The organism is Xanthomonas sp. 3793 (assembly GCF_024806835.1).
GTDB lineage: Bacteria > Pseudomonadota > Gammaproteobacteria > Xanthomonadales > Xanthomonadaceae > Xanthomonas > Xanthomonas arboricola_F.
The window spans coordinates 620,712-635,903 of record NZ_JANTYU010000004.1 but is presented as its reverse complement, the minus strand read 5'-3'; the positions used below and the strand labels follow the sequence as shown (position 1 = coordinate 635,903).

The window sequence follows — 15,192 nt, the reverse complement described above, 5'->3', positions numbered from 1 at the left end:
CCTGCAGCGCTGCAGGCGCAGGGTGCAGCGTCAAAGGCGCGCCAGACTTGCCACCATCAGGAAGGCGGCAGCAAACGTGACCACCACGAAATACACGCTGCCCAGGCCGAGGTATTTCAGTACCGTGACCGACCATGACTGGCGGTAGACATGGCGCTGCATCCCCAGCAAATACAGCGGCATCCAGAGTGCCAGCCCGAACTGCAGCAGGCCCAGGCTCCAGGCGATCGGGGGAGCCAGCTGCAGCACCCATTCCCTGAGCAACGACAGCAGCAGCATCGCCAGCAGGTTCAGGCAGAGAAATGCATGGCTGTAGAGCGCCACCACCAGATGCTCCAGATACACCCACCCGCTGCGCAGGTAGAACACGCGCAACAGCAGCGCAAACAACGGCACCAGCACCAGCAAGGTGGACGGCACCGCCGCGAAGAACGCGTTGTAGAGCAGCTGCGGATTGCTGCGCAGGCGCGGCAGGTTGCTGCGGATATGCGCGAGCTGCAGGTTGAGCCAGCGGTTGGCCCATTGCGGTAACGGTGCGACCGTCAGTGGGTTGCTCACCGGGTCCCAGGGGTTGCCTCCCAGCGAGAAGAACGTGCCGTTGTCGGGGGCATCGACCACCGGTGCGGCGCTTTCCAGCCGCGCGCCCTGGTGCAGTTGCGCCAGCCGCTTGCGCGCCTCGCTCTCGGTGCGGGCGATGCCGGCATCCACACCATCGCCCGCGATGCCCGCAGGCACCACCTTGCGGCTCTGGGTGAGCGTGCCGACGATTTGCGCACGTACCGCTTCCACCTGTGCCGGCGTGCGCGCCTGCGCAAAATCCTTCGGCACCGCACTCTGCGGTGCGCCAGGCGCGGCGACATCGGAGTCTTCGTCGGAGGCATGCACCGCGATGCGTGCGATGAAGAAGGTCAACAGGCTCACCACCAGGAGCAGCCGCATCGGCGCGACATAGCGCACGCGCTGCCCGCCCAGAAATCGCAGCGCCACGCGGCCCGGCACCAGCAGGTCGCGCAAGGTGCGGAAGATCCGCCCGTCCAGGTGCCAGAACGATTCGAAGACTTCTTCCACCGCATGCGTGACGCTGCGCACCGGGCTATGCGCGCTTTGCCCGCAGGCGTGGCAAAACGCGCCTTGCAACGCAGTGGAGCAGTTCTCACAGTCCGATGGATGCAATGCGGTCGGGTGCAGGGACATGAGCCAGGTCCGGTTGGCGGCGATGGAGGGCCGCGTGCCCGATGCGATCACCCGAGGGCGCGTGCCTGGCACACGGTACAGCGTCATCATGCGGCTACCTGCAAAGATCGGCAGCCGTTTTTCGTTGCCGCACACGCAGCAGCGAGCGCGGCGGGAGCTGCCCAAGCGCGCGTCAGGCCGCAGTCGGAAAGTACGCGTAAGATAGCGGCCCCACGCGACCCGGTGCCAGCGCCTCCCGGCACGGCCGTAGTCCGCGCAGCAATCGGTGTGTCATGTCTGTTTCTCCTGCCTCGGCGTCTGCGACGCCAGGCTTCGCATCGGAAGTGCGTACCACCGGCCTGTTGGCCTTGCCGCTGGTGCTCGGTCACGTCTCCACCGGCTTGATCGGGTTTGTCGACAACGTCATCGCCGGCCATCACGGCACTGCGACGCTGGCGGCGGTGACCATCGGCACCTCGCTGCTGTGGCTGCCGATGCTGGTGCCGATCGGTACGTTGATTTCCTTGACCGCCTCGGTGTCGCAACTGCGCGGCGCCGGGCGCGAGCGCGAGATCGGCCCATTGTTTCGCCAGGCGTTGTGGCTGTCGCTGGGGCTGAGCGCGTTGATGTTCGCGTTCCTGAGCCTGGTGCCGCCGCTGCTGCCCACCTTCGGGATTGCGCCGGACATCGTGCCCGGTGCCACCGACTTCCTGCATGCGGTGCGCTGGGGCGTGCCGGCGCTGACGTTCTACTTCTGCATGCGCTACCTCAGCGAAGGCATGCACTGGACGCTGCCGACCATGCTGCTGGGGTTTGGCGGCTTGCTGGTGCTGGCACCGCTGGGCTATGCGCTGACCTACGGCAAGTTCGGGTTTGCCGAGCATGGCGCCGAAGGCCTGGGCATGGCCTCGGCCATCACCATGTGGGTGCAGGCCAGCGTGTTCGCGCTGTACCTCTGGCGCGCACGGCGTTTTGCGCATCTGGAGTTGTTCACCCATCTGGAAGGACCGCGCTGGCACGCCATCGGCGATCTGCTGCGCACGGGGCTGCCGATCGGCATCACCGTGCTGATGGAAGGCGGCCTGTTCATCGTCACTGCGCTGCTGATCGGCCGGCTGGGCTCGACCGAAGCCGCCGCGCACCAGATCGCCATCAACGTGGGGCAGCTGTGTTTCATGGTGCCGATGGGCGTGGCCGAGGCCACCACCGTGCGCGTCGGCCATGCGGCGGGGCGGGGCGATCCGCTGGCCGTGCGGCGTGCGGCCTGGGCGGGCTACGCCATCGTGCTGGGCACGCAGGCGCTGTCGGCCAGCACGTTGCTGCTTGGCCACGACGCCATTGTCGGTGTGTATACCAACGATGCGGCAGTGGCCGCGCTGGCGTCGGGATTGCTGTTGTTTGCCGCCACCTTCCAGTTTCCCGATGGCATCCAGGTGCTCTCTGCCGGTGCGCTGCGCGGGCTCAAGGACACCCGCGTGCCGATGTTCCTGGCGATGTTTTCGTACTGGGGCGTAGGCATGCCGATCGGCGCCGGGCTCGGCCTGGGGCTGGGCTGGGGGCCGCGCGGCATGTGGATCGGCCTGATTCTGGGTCTGACCACCGCCGCGATCCTGATGGGCCTGCGCTTCCGGCACACCAGCCGGCGGCTGACTGCCAACGCGACCCCCTGACTTTCAGCGCATGCCGCGCGCCCGGCGCAGCCGGTATGCTGGACACCATTGATTCGTACGTTTCGTACGCAGCGTCTTTTCGACGGAGTTTTCCATGAACCACCCCGTGCGTCGCAGTCCCATCGCCAGTTTCTTCGTCGGCCTGTGGGACGTGATGAATTTCACCCGGCGCCTGATCTTCAACCTGGTGTTCTTCGGTTTCCTGTTGCTGTTGCTGCTGCTGATCGTGGTGGCGATGGCGCGCGGCGACGGGACCAAGCCGCTGGCCGAGCGCACCACGCTGGTCATCAACCCCGAAGGCACGCTGGTCGAGCAGTTCAGCGCCGACCCGGTGAGCCGGTCGCTGGCCAAGGCGGTGGGCGACAAGAGCGCCGAAGAGGTGCAGTTGCGCGACCTGGTGCGGGTGATCGAGGCGGCCGGCAAGGACCGCAAGATCGAACGGGTGCTGTTGAATCTGGACAAGCTGCAGCCGGCCGGCTTCGCCTCGCAACGCGAGGTGGCTGCCGCGCTGCAAAAGCTGCGCGCTTCCGGCAAGCAGATCGTGGCCTTCAGCGAGAGCATGAGCCAGGGCCAGTACCTGCTCGCCGCGCAGGCCAACGAGGTGTATCTGGACCCGATGGGCAGCGTGCTGCTGGAAGGCCTTGGCCGTTATCGCCAGTACTTCCGCGAAGGCCTGCAGGACAAACTCGGCGTGGACGTGCACCTGTTCCGCGTGGGCGAATACAAGTCCGCGGCCGAGCCCTACATCCTGGACGCGGCCTCGGCCGATGCCAAGGAAGCGGATCTGTTCTGGATGAACGACGTGTGGCAGCGCTACCTGGCCGACGTCGGCACCGCGCGCAAGCTCACCCCGGCGCAGCTGACCGCCGGCATCGACACCTTGCCCGAAGGCGTGGTGGCGGCAGGCGGCGATCTGGCCAAGTTCGCGCTGCAGCAGAAACTGGTCGACGGGCTCAAGACCCGCGAAGACGTCGATGCGCTGCTGACCAAGCGCGGCGTGGCCGACAGCGATGCCGACAGCGGTTTCCGCAATATTGGCTTCAACGATTACCTGAGCCAGTTGCAGGCGCAGCGCTCGCCGATGGACAGCCGTCCGCAGGTGGCGGTGGTGGTGGCGGCCGGCGAGATCAGTGGTGGCGAACAGCCGGCAGGCCGTGTCGGTGGCGAGTCGACTGCCGCGTTGCTGCGTCAGGCGCGCGACGACGACAAGGTCAAGGCGGTGGTGCTGCGCGTGGATTCGCCCGGCGGCGAGGTGTTCGCCTCCGAGCAGATCCGCCGCGAAGTGGTCGCGCTCAAGCAGGCCGGCAAGCCGGTGGTGGTGTCGATGGGCGACCTGGCCGCCTCCGGCGGCTACTGGATCAGCATGAACGCCGATCGCATCTATGCCGACCCGTCGACCATCAGCGGCTCGATCGGCATCTTCGGCATGGTGCCCAACCTGACCCGCGCGCTGGACAAGATCGGCGTGCACACCGACGGCGTGGGCACCACGCGCTTCGCCGGTGCGTTCGACATCACCCGTCCGCTGGACCCGTCCGCCGGCCAGGTCATCCAGGCGGTGATCAACAAGGGCTATGCCGACTTCACCGGCAAGGTAGCGCAGGCGCGTCACCAGTCGGTGGAGGCCATCGACAAGGTCGCCCGCGGCCGCGTGTGGAGCGGTGCGCAGGCCAGGCAGCATGGCCTGGTGGATGCATTCGGCGGCATGTCCGAAGCGGTGGCCGACGCGGCCAATCGCGCCAAGTTGAACAAGGGCAAGTTCCGCGTGCGCTACGTGGAAAAGCCGGCCACCCCGTTCTCGCAGTTCATGAGCGGATTTGCCGGCAGCCGCATGGGGGCGTGGATGTTGAGCGACTCGGGCATGGCGCGCGCCATGCTGGCGCGCTCGCTGCCGGAAGTGGACACGCAGCTGCGCTTTGTCGAAAGCGCGGTGCACGACAGCAAGGCCGGCGGCACGCCGGTCAAGGCCTTGGCTTACTGCTTCTGCGGGTTCTGAGGCGGCAAACCAGGCCCTCGACTACAGCGACGACGCCGGCCTTGTGCCGGCGTTGTCGTCTGTACCGCATGACGCTGCGGGCTTGCCGCATGCGGACGGCCCGGCGATGACGCTGCGGTGTTGAACTGTTGAACGCGCTTCTCCCGGCTCGCACTTAGAGCCGCTGACAAGACGACTGTGCTCACCGCCGTGCTGTGCTAGGTGTGGCAGGTACCACTCTTACGCCCTGGTTCCTCCGTGCCGTCCACATGACGGCTCGCGCAGTGTGCTGGCCGCTCTATTGCGTGGCGGCATCGATCGCCTTGCGCTGATCCTCAGCAGCCTGGTCGGTGGCGGTCTGTACCGCGTGCGCCTTGTTCAACGGCTGCTGGATGTGATCGCGCAGGGCGGTGGCCTGCGGGTCGGGCTTCTGGTCGGTGGGCGCCGGTTGCGGGCGTTGACACGCAGCCAGCGGCAACATCGCAACGGCGGCAAGCATCCAGTGAAGTTTCATCGTCGTGACCTCGCGAGCGGTGGCGGTATCCTAACGCCGGCACTGCTGCCGCGCGTCAACTGCGCTGCGGCGGCCGTTTTCTCGCGTTTTGAAAGAGGATCACCCACGTGACAACGCACCGTTGGCGGCTGGATGGACAGACCGCCCTCATCACCGGCGCCAGTGCCGGCATCGGCCTGGCCATCGCACGCGAACTGCTCGGCTTCGGAGCGGATCTGCTGATGGTGGCGCGCGATGCCGATGCGTTGGCGCAGGCACGCGACGAACTGGCCGAAGAATTTCCCGAGCGCGAACTGCATGGGCTGGCGGCCGATGTGTCCGACGATGAAGAGCGCCGCGCGATCCTGGACTGGGTGGAGGACCACGCCGACGGCCTGCATCTGCTGATCAACAACGCCGGCGGCAACATCAGCCGGGCAGCCATCGACTACACCGAAGACGAGTGGCGCGGCATCTTCGAAACCAATGTGTTTTCCGCGTTCGAATTGTCGCGGTATGCGCATCCACTGCTGACCCGGCATGCCGCCTCGGCCATTGTCAATGTCGGCAGCGTCTCGGGCATCACCCATGTGCGCAGCGGCGCGCCGTACGGTATGACCAAGGCCGCACTGCAGCAGATGACGCGCAACCTGGCGGTGGAATGGGCCGAAGACGGCATCCGCGTCAATGCGGTGGCGCCGTGGTACATCCGTACGCGTCGTACCTCCGGCCCGTTGTCGGACCCGGATTACTACGAACAGGTGATCGACCGCACCCCGATGCGCCGCATCGGCGAACCGGAAGAAGTCGCCGCTGCGGTGGGTTTTCTGTGTCTGCCGGCCGCCAGTTACATCACCGGCGAGTGCATCGCGGTGGATGGCGGATTCTTGCGCTACGGCTTCTGACGCGACTGCGCGCAACGCAAGCGGATAGCGGCCTGTGCATGGCATCGGAAGATGCGCATGCATGCGCAAAACCGCCGTTGCGCCTGTTTTGTCGGCGGCGCCTGTGCGCGAGGCAGGTGACTGCACAGCGGGCAGGCGCGCGTGCGGCTCGTGCAACGCGCAGGCGCCGCGCTGGCACACCGGCGGCACGGCGCTGCAACGCCGGTTGCAGCATTACGGCGTGATGGACGGATTGGCGCAGCGGCTTTCGTCCAGCACCCGGCGCATCTGGTCGTAGCGCTGCTTGCGTTCGGCCGATTGCGCCTCGTCGGAGAAGCGCCAGGTCGCCTCGGCCTGCTCGGCGCGCTTGCGCCAGGCCTCGCACAGGCTCTGGTCCGGCACCGGTGCGCAGCGGTCGGTGACCACCTCGCAGGCGCTGCCGCCGCCGGTCGCCGGCCCACCGGCCAGGTTGGTGGTCTGCATCGGCAGGCAGCGCGTGGCCGGCTCGCGGTCTTCGGTGAAGTAGCGGCCATTGTCGTGCGCGGTGCATTCGAACAACGGCGGCGGAGGCAGGGTGGAGGTTATCGGCGCTGGCGTCGATGCAGCTGTCGGCGCTGGCGGCGCGGCCGCGGGTGCGGCGGGCGCTTGCTGCGCAGGATGTGCAGGACGCATTGGCGCAGGGGCAGGCGTGCCGCCTGGTGCGAATGGCACCGCCGCCGGTGCGGTCATCATTTTCTTCTGTTGCTGCATGCCCTTCGGGCACGGCATGTTCTGCACGGTGAGCGCGCCGGTGGGATCGGTGCAGCGGTAGATGGCCACGTCCTGGGCATTGGCGCCCGGCACCCAGCACAGCAGCAGCGCCAGCAGCAAGGTGCGGCTCATGCGCCGCCGCAGTCGCGTTGCTGGCGCGCTTCGATGCCGCGTTGTTCGCGGCTGAGCTCCTGGCGTTCGCTCTGCAGCGCGCTGTTGTAGCGGCGGATCAGCTCCCAGCGGCGGTCTGCCAGCCGCGCGCAGACTTCCTGCTCGGGCAGGGCATGGCATTGGTCGCGGATCTGCACGTTGCCGTAGGGCACGATCACCGTGCCGCCGTAGCCGCCGTGGTAACCGTCCTGATAGCCGCCTGCGCCGAAGCTGGCACTGCCGCGGATGCTGCCCCGCCCGGCGCCACCCTGCACGGCAATCGCCGGACGCGGGCTGACCGAGATCGGCGGACGCTGGATGCCGCCGCCGCTGATCGGCGGGCCAACCGCATTGCCCACATAGGCCGGCCCCCAGGTCGGCACCCAGCGCGGATTGCCTTCCGGGCTGTCGCTGGTATAGCGCTCGCCGTCCTCGGTGGTGCACTCGTACATCGGCTGCGGCGGTTGCACGGTGACGATGCGAACCTCGCGCGATGGTGCGGCCGGGGGCGGGGCGGGTGCCTGCAGACGTTGCGGTCGCGGCGGCGGGTCCTGCGGGCGCTGCATGTCCAGCACCTGCTGGCGGCCGCTGCTGCATGGCGCATCCTGCAGGGCCACGGTCCCGGTGCTGCTGACGCAGCGGTAGACCCGCACGTTCGGGTCCGGTTTGGCGGCGGTGCTTGCCGCCAGGGCGGGCAGCGCGCAGGCCAGCAACAACAAGGTTGGAAGAGTGCGCATGTGGCGAGTGTGCGCGTTTGGCGGCCGCGCCGCCAAGGGGATGGTCGCTGCGCGCGCAGACGCGGTGGCAGCGGCATGGCCGGATCGGCCGGGAGCGCCGGCCTGCGCCGAACGACGCTGGTGGGGGATGGGGCGTGGTCAGGCCGCTTTAGGGCTGGCCACCGCGCAGCTTGACGCTGCCAAGCCGCCGCGACGCATGACGCGCAGTCCCCGCTCGCGGCCGCTGTCGGCTGCCTGGGCCGCCAGCCGTGGCGCCGTGGCCGTGGCTGGAGCGGAGGATGCCGGCGGGTCGAGGTCGTGTGTCGCGCCGATGCGCCAGGCCGCTCTGGATAGGCGGGCCGCGGGGCTAGCGGTTGATCGTCTTGCGGACGCCGCGCCTTGTCTGTGGCGCTGGCTGGATCCAGCTCGGCGTCAGTCGCGCAGGACCTGGCCGGTGCGCGCGTCGCGGATCGGGGTGGGCTGCGCCAGCCCACCGACATCGCCCGCCACCACGCCGTCGATGGTCGCCAGCAGTGCCGGGTCCAGGGCCTCGCGGCTGCGCGCCGGTGGCTCGCCGGCTAGGTTGGCGCTGGTGGATACCAGCGGCGCCCCCCAGGCCGCGCACAGCGCTACCACGACCGGGTGCGCGCTGATGCGCACGGCCAGCCCATCGTGCGTGCCGGTGACCCAGCGCGGCGCGCGGGAGGTGACCGGCAGGATCCAGGTATGCGGGCCGGGCCAGCTGGCCAGTACCTCATCCCGGCGTGCCGGTTCCAGCGCGTCGATGTCGACCCAGTCGCACAGCACCTCGATGCCGGACGCCACCACGATCACTCCCTTGTCGACAGGGCGCCGCTTGATCTGCAGCAGGCGCAGCACGGCTGCCTGCTGCGCCGGGTCGCAGCCCAGTCCCCAGACCGCTTCGGTCGGGTAAGCGATCACGCCGCCCGTTTGCAGGGTGGCGATGGCGCTGTCCAGGCTCAGCGGGTGGTCCATGCGCTGCCTCAGCCTGCCGCCTTGCTCACGGTTTTCTTGACCACGCGCTTGGCGGCCTTCTTGGCGGCAGTCTTCTTGGCCGGCGCCTTCTTCGCGGCGGTCTTGGTTGCCGCTTTCTTCACCGCGGTCTTCTTGGCTGCCGCATCCTTCGCCGCGGCGTCCTTGGCCTCCTTGGCCGAATCCTTCACCGCATTCTTCTTGAGCGTGGCCTTTTTGGCGCCGAAGCCCTTGCGCACCGGCTTGCCGGTGTCGGCCAGCAGCTGCTGCACTTCTTCGAAGGTCAACGACGCCGGCTCGCGATCCTTGGGGATCTTGCCGTTGAGTTTGCCGTCGCTGATGTACGGACCAAAGCGGCCGTTGAGTACCTGGATGTCGCTGCCGTCGAATTCCTTGATCACCCGGTTGCGCGCGATCTCTTCCTTCTCTTCGATCAGGAACACCGCGCGTGCCAGGTCGATGGTGTACGGGTCGTCTTCCTTCTTCAGCGACGCATACACGCTGCCACGGCGTGCAAACGGCCCGAAGCGGCCGATGCCGACGCTGACGTCCTGCTCCTTGTCCTGGCCCAGCGCGCGCGGCATCTTGAACAGTTCCAGTGCATCCTCGATCGAGATCGAATAGATGCTCTGGCCCGGACGCAGCGAGGCGAAGGTGGGCTTTTCTTCGTCTTCCACGGTGCCGATCTGCACCATCGGGCCGAAACGGCCGATGCGCGCGCTGACTTCCTTGCCGCTGACCGGGTCGGCGCCGAGCACGCGCACGCTACCGGCGTCGGTCTTGTCCAGCGAATCCTTCTTGTCCTCGACCAATTCCTTGAACGGGCCCCAGAACTTCTCCATCAACGGAATCCACTCGGCTTCGCCGCGCGAGACCGCATCCAGATCGTCTTCAAGATTGGCGGTGAAGTCGTAATCCACGTAACGGGTGAAATGCCCGGACAGGAACTTGGACACCGCACGGCCCACGTCGGTGGGGCGGAAGCTGCGGCCTTCCATTTCCACGTACTTGCGGAACTGCAGGGTCTGGATGATCGAGGCATAGGTGGACGGACGCCCGATGCCGTATTCCTCCAGCGCTTTGACCAGCGCCGCTTCGGTGAAGCGCGGCGGTGGCTGGGTGAAATGCTGGTCGGTGACGATGCGGTCCAGCGGGATGTTGTCGCCGGCCTTCATCAGCGGCAGCTTGCGGCCTTCGTCCTCGTCCTCGCTGCTCTTGGTGTCCTTGCCTTCTTCGTAGACCGCCAGGAAGCCCGGCACCACCACGGTGGTGCCGCTGGCGCGGAACACGTGCTCGCTGCCGGCCGACAGATCGACGCTGACGGTGTTGAGCGTGGCCGGAATCATCTGGCAGGCCACGGCGCGGCGCCAGATCAATTCGTACAGGCGGCGCTCGTCGTCGGACAAAAAGCGCGCCACCTGCGCAGGCGTGCGCAACGCGGAGGTCGGGCGCACCGCTTCATGCGCTTCCTGCGCGTTCTTGGATTTGGTGGTGTAGGCGTTGGGCTGGTCCGGCAACGAGGCGGTGCCGAAATCGCGCGCGATCACATCGCGGATTTCCGACAGCGCATCCTGCGACAGGTTCACCGAGTCGGTACGCATATAGCTGATCAGACCGACCGAGCCTTCGTCGCCGAGTGCCACGCCTTCGTACAACTTCTGTGCCACCTGCATGGTCTTGCGGGTGGTGAAGCCAAGCTTGCGCGAGGCTTCCTGCTGCAGCGTGGAGGTGGTGAACGGCGGGGCAGGGCGGCGCTTGCGCTCCTTGCTGGCCACGTCGGTAACGTGCAGCACGCCTTGCGCGGCCTGCTGGATGCGCAGCCGCGCCGCTTCGGCGGTGTCGCCATCGGTCACGGTGAACTGCTCGAACTTCTGCCCGTCCAGCTTGATCAGGCGCGCATTGAACGGCTGCGACGGATGCCGGCAATGCGCATCGATGGACCAGTACTCGCGCGCGATGAAGGCTTCGATCTCTTCTTCGCGCTCGACGATCATGCGCAGCGCCGGCGACTGCACGCGTCCGGCCGACAGGCCGCGCTGCACCTTGCGCCACAGCACCGGCGACAGGTTGAAGCCCACCAGGTAGTCCAGTGCGCGACGGGCCTGCTGCGCATCCACCAGGTCGGCGGCAATCGCGCGCGGCTTGAGCATGGCTTCCTTGATCGCACGCGGCGTGATCTCGGTGAACACCACGCGCTGCATGGTCTTGTCCTTCAACAAGCCGCGCTCTTTCAGGATCTCGGCGATGTGCCAGCTGATCGCTTCCCCCTCGCGGTCCGGGTCGGTCGCCAGATAGATGTCGTCAGCGCTCTTGGCCGCGCGCGCGATGGCTTCGACATGCTTCTCGTTTTTCTCGATCAGGTCGTAGCGCATCGCAAAGCCGTTGTCCGGGTCGACCGCGCCCTCCTTGGGGACGAGATCGCGCACGTGCCCATACGAGGCCAGGACGGTGAAGTCCTTGCCGAGGTATTTATTGATCGTCTTGGCCTTGGCGGGCGATTCGACGATGAGCAGGTGCTTGGGCATGGTGGCAAATTCTTGGGGCAGAGCCCGGGGGGCGGGTAGCGTGGCCTAATTGGCCGGTCGAGGGAAGCAGATCGGCCGTTTCCCACACGTTAACGCCCGGGAATGCTCCCGGGCGTTCAGTTGTATTATTAGAAAGATCACGGCGGACGCCGCCGTGTCAAGCGGCCGGCGCCGCGAACTGCTAGCTCTGGCTCATTCCGATCGTCGCCAGCATGATCACCACGACCACGATCGACAGCACCAGCATCAACCCGTAGATGGCCAGCACCACGATCGACACCGTGTCCAGGCCGCGCGACTGCAGCTCCGGACGGTCGGTGAAGGCCCAGCGGTCCACGACCAGGGTGTCGCAGATCTTGTCGTGCGGCGTCTGCTTGCGTTGCGACATGCCGGCCATGAACGCCGCCACCACTGCGCCGATGCCCAGCGTGAGTACGCTGATCAGCATATAGGCCAGATAGCGCAGCACATTGCGCCAGAACCCGACCCGCGCCCCGTTGCTGTCCGCTCGCACCACCTTGATGCCGCAGGCGAGCTTGCCCAGGCTGGCCTGAAGCCGGCTGGACTGCATCCAGGCGAAATACAGCGTGGGGATGGCCAGACCGATGCCGTAGGACATCACCACGATGGCGATGCCCAGCGCGCTGCCGTCGTCCAGCGTCGAGGCCGAATCGCCGAGGCTGCTGCCGAACGCCACCACGAACACCAGCGGGATGACGATCAGGTAGACCGCGAAGGTGGTCACCAGGCTGTCCAGGATGCTGGCCGCCACACGCCTCCATAGCCCTGCGTACACCACCGGCGCGTCATGGGCGATGGCAGCAGCAGCCGGCGATGCGGCTACCGGGGTCTCCCAGGCGCTCGGCAACGGCGCTGCAGCAGCTGGCGGCACCGTCTCGGTCGGCGCTGGAGCCGGCGTTGTCGGGGCGGGCTGCGCGGAAACGTCCGCGGCGTCGGCTGGCGAACCGGACCAGGACGTGGTTTCCGTGGGTGCAGCCGGCGCGCCGGAGGAATCCGGGTCATAGTCGACCGTTGTGTGGTGGTCCCGTAGCGCGGGGTCGGCCGGTTCAGCTGAGGCCGGCGTCACGGTTGTCCCAAACGGCGTGTCGGTTGCCGGCGTCGCTGCCTGGGGCGACGGGTCGGCAGCAGCAGCGGCCCATTGCGCAGAGTCGGCGGGTGCGGCCACCGGCGAATACACGGGCGGCTCCGTGGTGGCAGGGCCTGTCGCGTCGGCACCCAGTTCGGACGCGACCTCGCTCAGGGTGACCCACTGCGGCAGGCCTTCGCGCCAGACCAGGCTGGTGCGGTCGATGATGCCCTGCGACAGGCGTGCGGCCAGGGTTTCCGTGTCGACCGGGCCCTGGCGTTGCCGCTGTGCGTCGGCGTAATACCACTGCGTCATGATGTCCCCTTGGGTGATGCGTTGTGCGTGCGGCGACCGGTCAGCCGCGGCAATTTTGCGGAAGTTGGTTGTCGTCGATCTCGGAACTGCACTGCCATGTGCCGGCATCCGCATCCAGATCCAGCCACAGTGCCTTGCCATCGATCCTGGGCGAGCCCGGCGCATGCAGCAGCGCCTCGATGCCACAGGCGCTTGTATCGAAACGACCGATCTGCACGCTGGCCAGGATGCCGGTTGCGTAGTGCTCAGGTGTCTGGAAGCCGGTATCGCCGTTCTCCGGGCAGCGGCCTTCGCTCGCGAGAAACTCGGCGATCTGCGGCTTCAGCGGCGCCAATGCGGCAACCGCCTCGGCCACCTTGGCGCGGTTCTGATAATCCTTGTAGGCCGGTAGTGCGATCGCCGCGAGGATGCCGATCATCGCTACGACGACGAACAGGCCGGCCACCGCGCCCAGCACCAACAGCAGCGGCCACGCCGGCCCCTTGGCCGGCTGGTACAGGTGCGATGCAGGTGGTGTGGCGAGTGGGGTCCCTGCTGCCACCGGCAATGGCGGCGGGGCCGCCACCGCGTGCAGATCGGTGGAAATTGGCGGGCCCAGCGTGTCGGCGCAGGCCGACAACGGCAGCCACTGGTCCAGGCCTTCGCGCCAGACCAGCGTGTCCAGGGCGATCTGCCGATCGCGATACAGGCCCAGCAGGACCGCATCGGTCACCGGGCCACGCCGCTGGCGGTTGCCCTCGGCGTAATACCAACTGCTCATCCCCGTCCCCTCGCACGCACGTCCGTGGCGGCTTCAGCCCTCAGTGTACGGGTTCAGGCTCGTCCAGGAACATCTGGGTTTCCATCCAGGCATAGGCCGCTTCTGCGCCCGGCTGGTTGAACAACACCATCAGCACCACCCATTTGAGGTCGTCCAGATCCAGTTCGTCCTGGTCCAACGCCATGGCGCGGTCCAGTACCAACTCGCGCTGGTCGGCATCGAGAATGCGGTGTTGCTCGAGGAACAGCAGAAATCCACGGCAATCGACATCGAGCTTGTCCAGCTCCGGGCCATGATAGATGCGCACGGGGCCATCGACATGCGGGCGCGCGACACTGGGACGCTGCTCGGAGAGCGCATCCAGCCAGTCGAACGCCTTGCTGATTTCTGCGGGACTGAAGCCGGCCTGGATCAGGCCATTCTGAAGCGAGTCACGGTCACGGACCAGGTCCGCGTCTTCGCTGAAATAATGTTCAAACAGGTACAGCAGTACATCGAGAATGCTCTCTTTCATTGCCCCTCGGCCTGCGTCGCGCGACGCTGTGGAGGTGAAGAAACTAGGGATTGCGGGTATAGCGACCGTGCTCGGTGACCACGTCTCCCTCCAGTTCCATGATGAGCAGCATGGAGGACAGCGCGGCGGCCGTCAATCCGGTGCGTTCGACCAGGGAATCCATAGGGGTTGGGTCGTGGCCCAGCGCCTGCCACAAGCGCTGGTAGTCGGGGTCCGGGCGCGTGGAAGTGGTGGTGCGCGTCGTCCTGGGCACCTGAGTGGGGGCGGCCAGGCGCTCGCGCAAGGCAGTGGCCAATTCGCCCGACAGCAGTTGCAGTCCTTCGGTGACCTGGGCCGGCTCCTGCGCCAGCGTCGCGCCCTGGCGGATCAGGTGGTGGCAGCCGCGCGAGAGCGGGTTGTGCAGCGAGCCGGGCAGGGCGAATACCTCGCGCCCGGCCTCGGCCGCCAGGCGCGCGGTGATCAGCGCGCCCGAACGCATCGCTGCCTCGACCACCAGGGTACCCAGCGCCAGCCCGGCAATGATCCGGTTGCGGGCCGGGAAATGCGCAGCGACCGGCCCGGTGCCGGGCAGATATTCGCTGATTACCGCGCCGCGTGCGGCGATGCGATCGCGTAATGCCCGGTGATGCGCGGGGTAGGCCACGTCGGCCCCGGTGCCCACCACCGCCACCGTGATGCCGCCAGGCTGGGCAAGTGCGGCTTCATGCGCGATCGCGTCCACGCCGGCGGCCATGCCGCTGACGATGCCCAGCCCTGCAGCTGCCAGGCTCGATGCGAAGGCGCGGGTGTGATCGCGTCCGCCGGCGGTGGCGGAGCGGCTGCCGACCACCGCCACGCCGGGATGCCACAGCGCGTTGGGGTCGCCGTCCACGAACAGCGCCAGCGGCGGGTTGACGATGTGGCGTAGCAGCGCCGGATAGTCCGGGTCTTGCCAGCCGATCAGATGGTGGTTGGGCTGTTCGCACCAGCGCAGCGCGGCATCCAGCGTTTGCGGGTCGGGCGACTGCAGCCGTTCCGATTGCAGCTCGTCGCAGCCGGCTGCGCGCCAGGCGCCGGGCCCGGCAGTCAGGATGTCGGACGCGGTGGCGCAGGCGCTCATCAGTGCGCGACGCGGCGGACTGCGGCCGCCCGCCAGCAGCAATACGAGCAATGCGCGCAGATCGGGAGAAGTGGGGGCCATGCGCACA

The 15,192-nt window shown here is 67.4% G+C and carries 13 protein-coding genes; 3 read left to right on the top strand and 10 right to left on the bottom strand.

All coding sequences use genetic code 11. From position 1 onward, the window contains the following. Positions 1-30 precede the first annotated feature (30 nt). Positions 31-1,194: a DUF3667 domain-containing protein gene (locus FHY18_RS16300; protein ID WP_259156857.1), complete on the bottom strand. Its 1,164-nt coding sequence runs from the start codon at positions 1,192-1,194 to the stop codon at positions 31-33. A gap of 272 nt (positions 1,195-1,466) precedes the next feature. Here FHY18_RS16300 and FHY18_RS16295 point away from each other — a divergent pair, with 272 nt between their 5' ends. Both FHY18_RS16295 and sppA read left to right on the top strand, forming a co-directional pair. Then, entirely contained in the window at positions 1,467-2,843 is a 1,377-nt protein-coding gene (locus FHY18_RS16295) for an MATE family efflux transporter (protein ID WP_259156856.1), read from the top strand. Positions 2,844-2,937: 94 nt separating this feature from the next. Then, positions 2,938-4,839 (top strand): signal peptide peptidase SppA, encoded by a 1,902-nt coding sequence (sppA, locus tag FHY18_RS16290; protein ID WP_259156855.1) that lies wholly within the window; start codon positions 2,938-2,940, stop codon positions 4,837-4,839. Positions 4,840-5,116: 277 nt separating this feature from the next. Here sppA and FHY18_RS16285 read toward each other — a convergent pair whose 3' ends face one another. Further along, entirely contained in the window at positions 5,117-5,332 is a 216-nt protein-coding gene (locus FHY18_RS16285; protein ID WP_259156854.1) for a hypothetical protein, read from the bottom strand. Between the two features lie 107 nt (positions 5,333-5,439). On the opposite strand from FHY18_RS16285, the gene FHY18_RS16280 reads away from it, so the two are divergent. Continuing rightward, positions 5,440-6,216, top strand: coding sequence for an SDR family oxidoreductase (locus tag FHY18_RS16280; RefSeq protein ID WP_259156853.1), 777 nt, complete (start codon positions 5,440-5,442; stop codon positions 6,214-6,216). A gap of 213 nt (positions 6,217-6,429) precedes the next feature. Here the strand turns inward: FHY18_RS16280 and FHY18_RS16275 are convergent, their stop codons facing one another. From FHY18_RS16275 to dprA, 8 genes are all read right to left on the bottom strand, one after another. Continuing rightward, positions 6,430-7,077 carry a DUF4124 domain-containing protein gene (locus FHY18_RS16275; protein ID WP_259156852.1) on the bottom strand — a complete coding sequence of 216 codons (648 nt, stop codon included), beginning with the start codon at positions 7,075-7,077 and terminating at the stop codon, positions 6,430-6,432. Further along, a complete protein-coding gene (locus tag FHY18_RS16270; RefSeq protein WP_259156851.1) occupies positions 7,074-7,832 on the bottom strand; it encodes a DUF4124 domain-containing protein in 759 nt (252 codons plus the stop codon). Before FHY18_RS16270 ends, FHY18_RS16275 begins: the two co-directional genes overlap by 4 nt. A 411-nt stretch (positions 7,833-8,243) precedes the next feature. Further along, positions 8,244-8,807, bottom strand: a complete 564-nt coding sequence (locus FHY18_RS16265; RefSeq protein WP_259156850.1) for a Sua5/YciO/YrdC/YwlC family protein — start codon at positions 8,805-8,807, stop codon at positions 8,244-8,246. 8 nt (positions 8,808-8,815) lie between these two features. Then, complete coding sequence (locus FHY18_RS16260; protein WP_259156849.1) at positions 8,816-11,329, bottom strand: DNA topoisomerase I; 2,514 nt, start codon at positions 11,327-11,329, stop codon at positions 8,816-8,818. A 181-nt stretch (positions 11,330-11,510) separates the two neighbouring features. Next, entirely contained in the window at positions 11,511-12,731 is a 1,221-nt protein-coding gene (locus FHY18_RS16255; RefSeq protein WP_259156848.1) for an RDD family protein, read from the bottom strand. 40 nt (positions 12,732-12,771) lie between these two features. Then, positions 12,772-13,491 carry a pilin gene (locus FHY18_RS16250; RefSeq protein WP_259156847.1) on the bottom strand — a complete coding sequence of 240 codons (720 nt, stop codon included), beginning with the start codon at positions 13,489-13,491 and terminating at the stop codon, positions 12,772-12,774. 40 nt (positions 13,492-13,531) lie between these two features. Then, positions 13,532-14,005, bottom strand: coding sequence for a DUF494 family protein (locus FHY18_RS16245; protein WP_003484452.1), 474 nt, complete (start codon positions 14,003-14,005; stop codon positions 13,532-13,534). Between the two features lie 43 nt (positions 14,006-14,048). Further along, positions 14,049-15,185, bottom strand: a complete 1,137-nt coding sequence (gene dprA, locus FHY18_RS16240; RefSeq protein WP_259156846.1) for a DNA-processing protein DprA — start codon at positions 15,183-15,185, stop codon at positions 14,049-14,051. Positions 15,186-15,192: the final 7 nt, after the last annotated feature.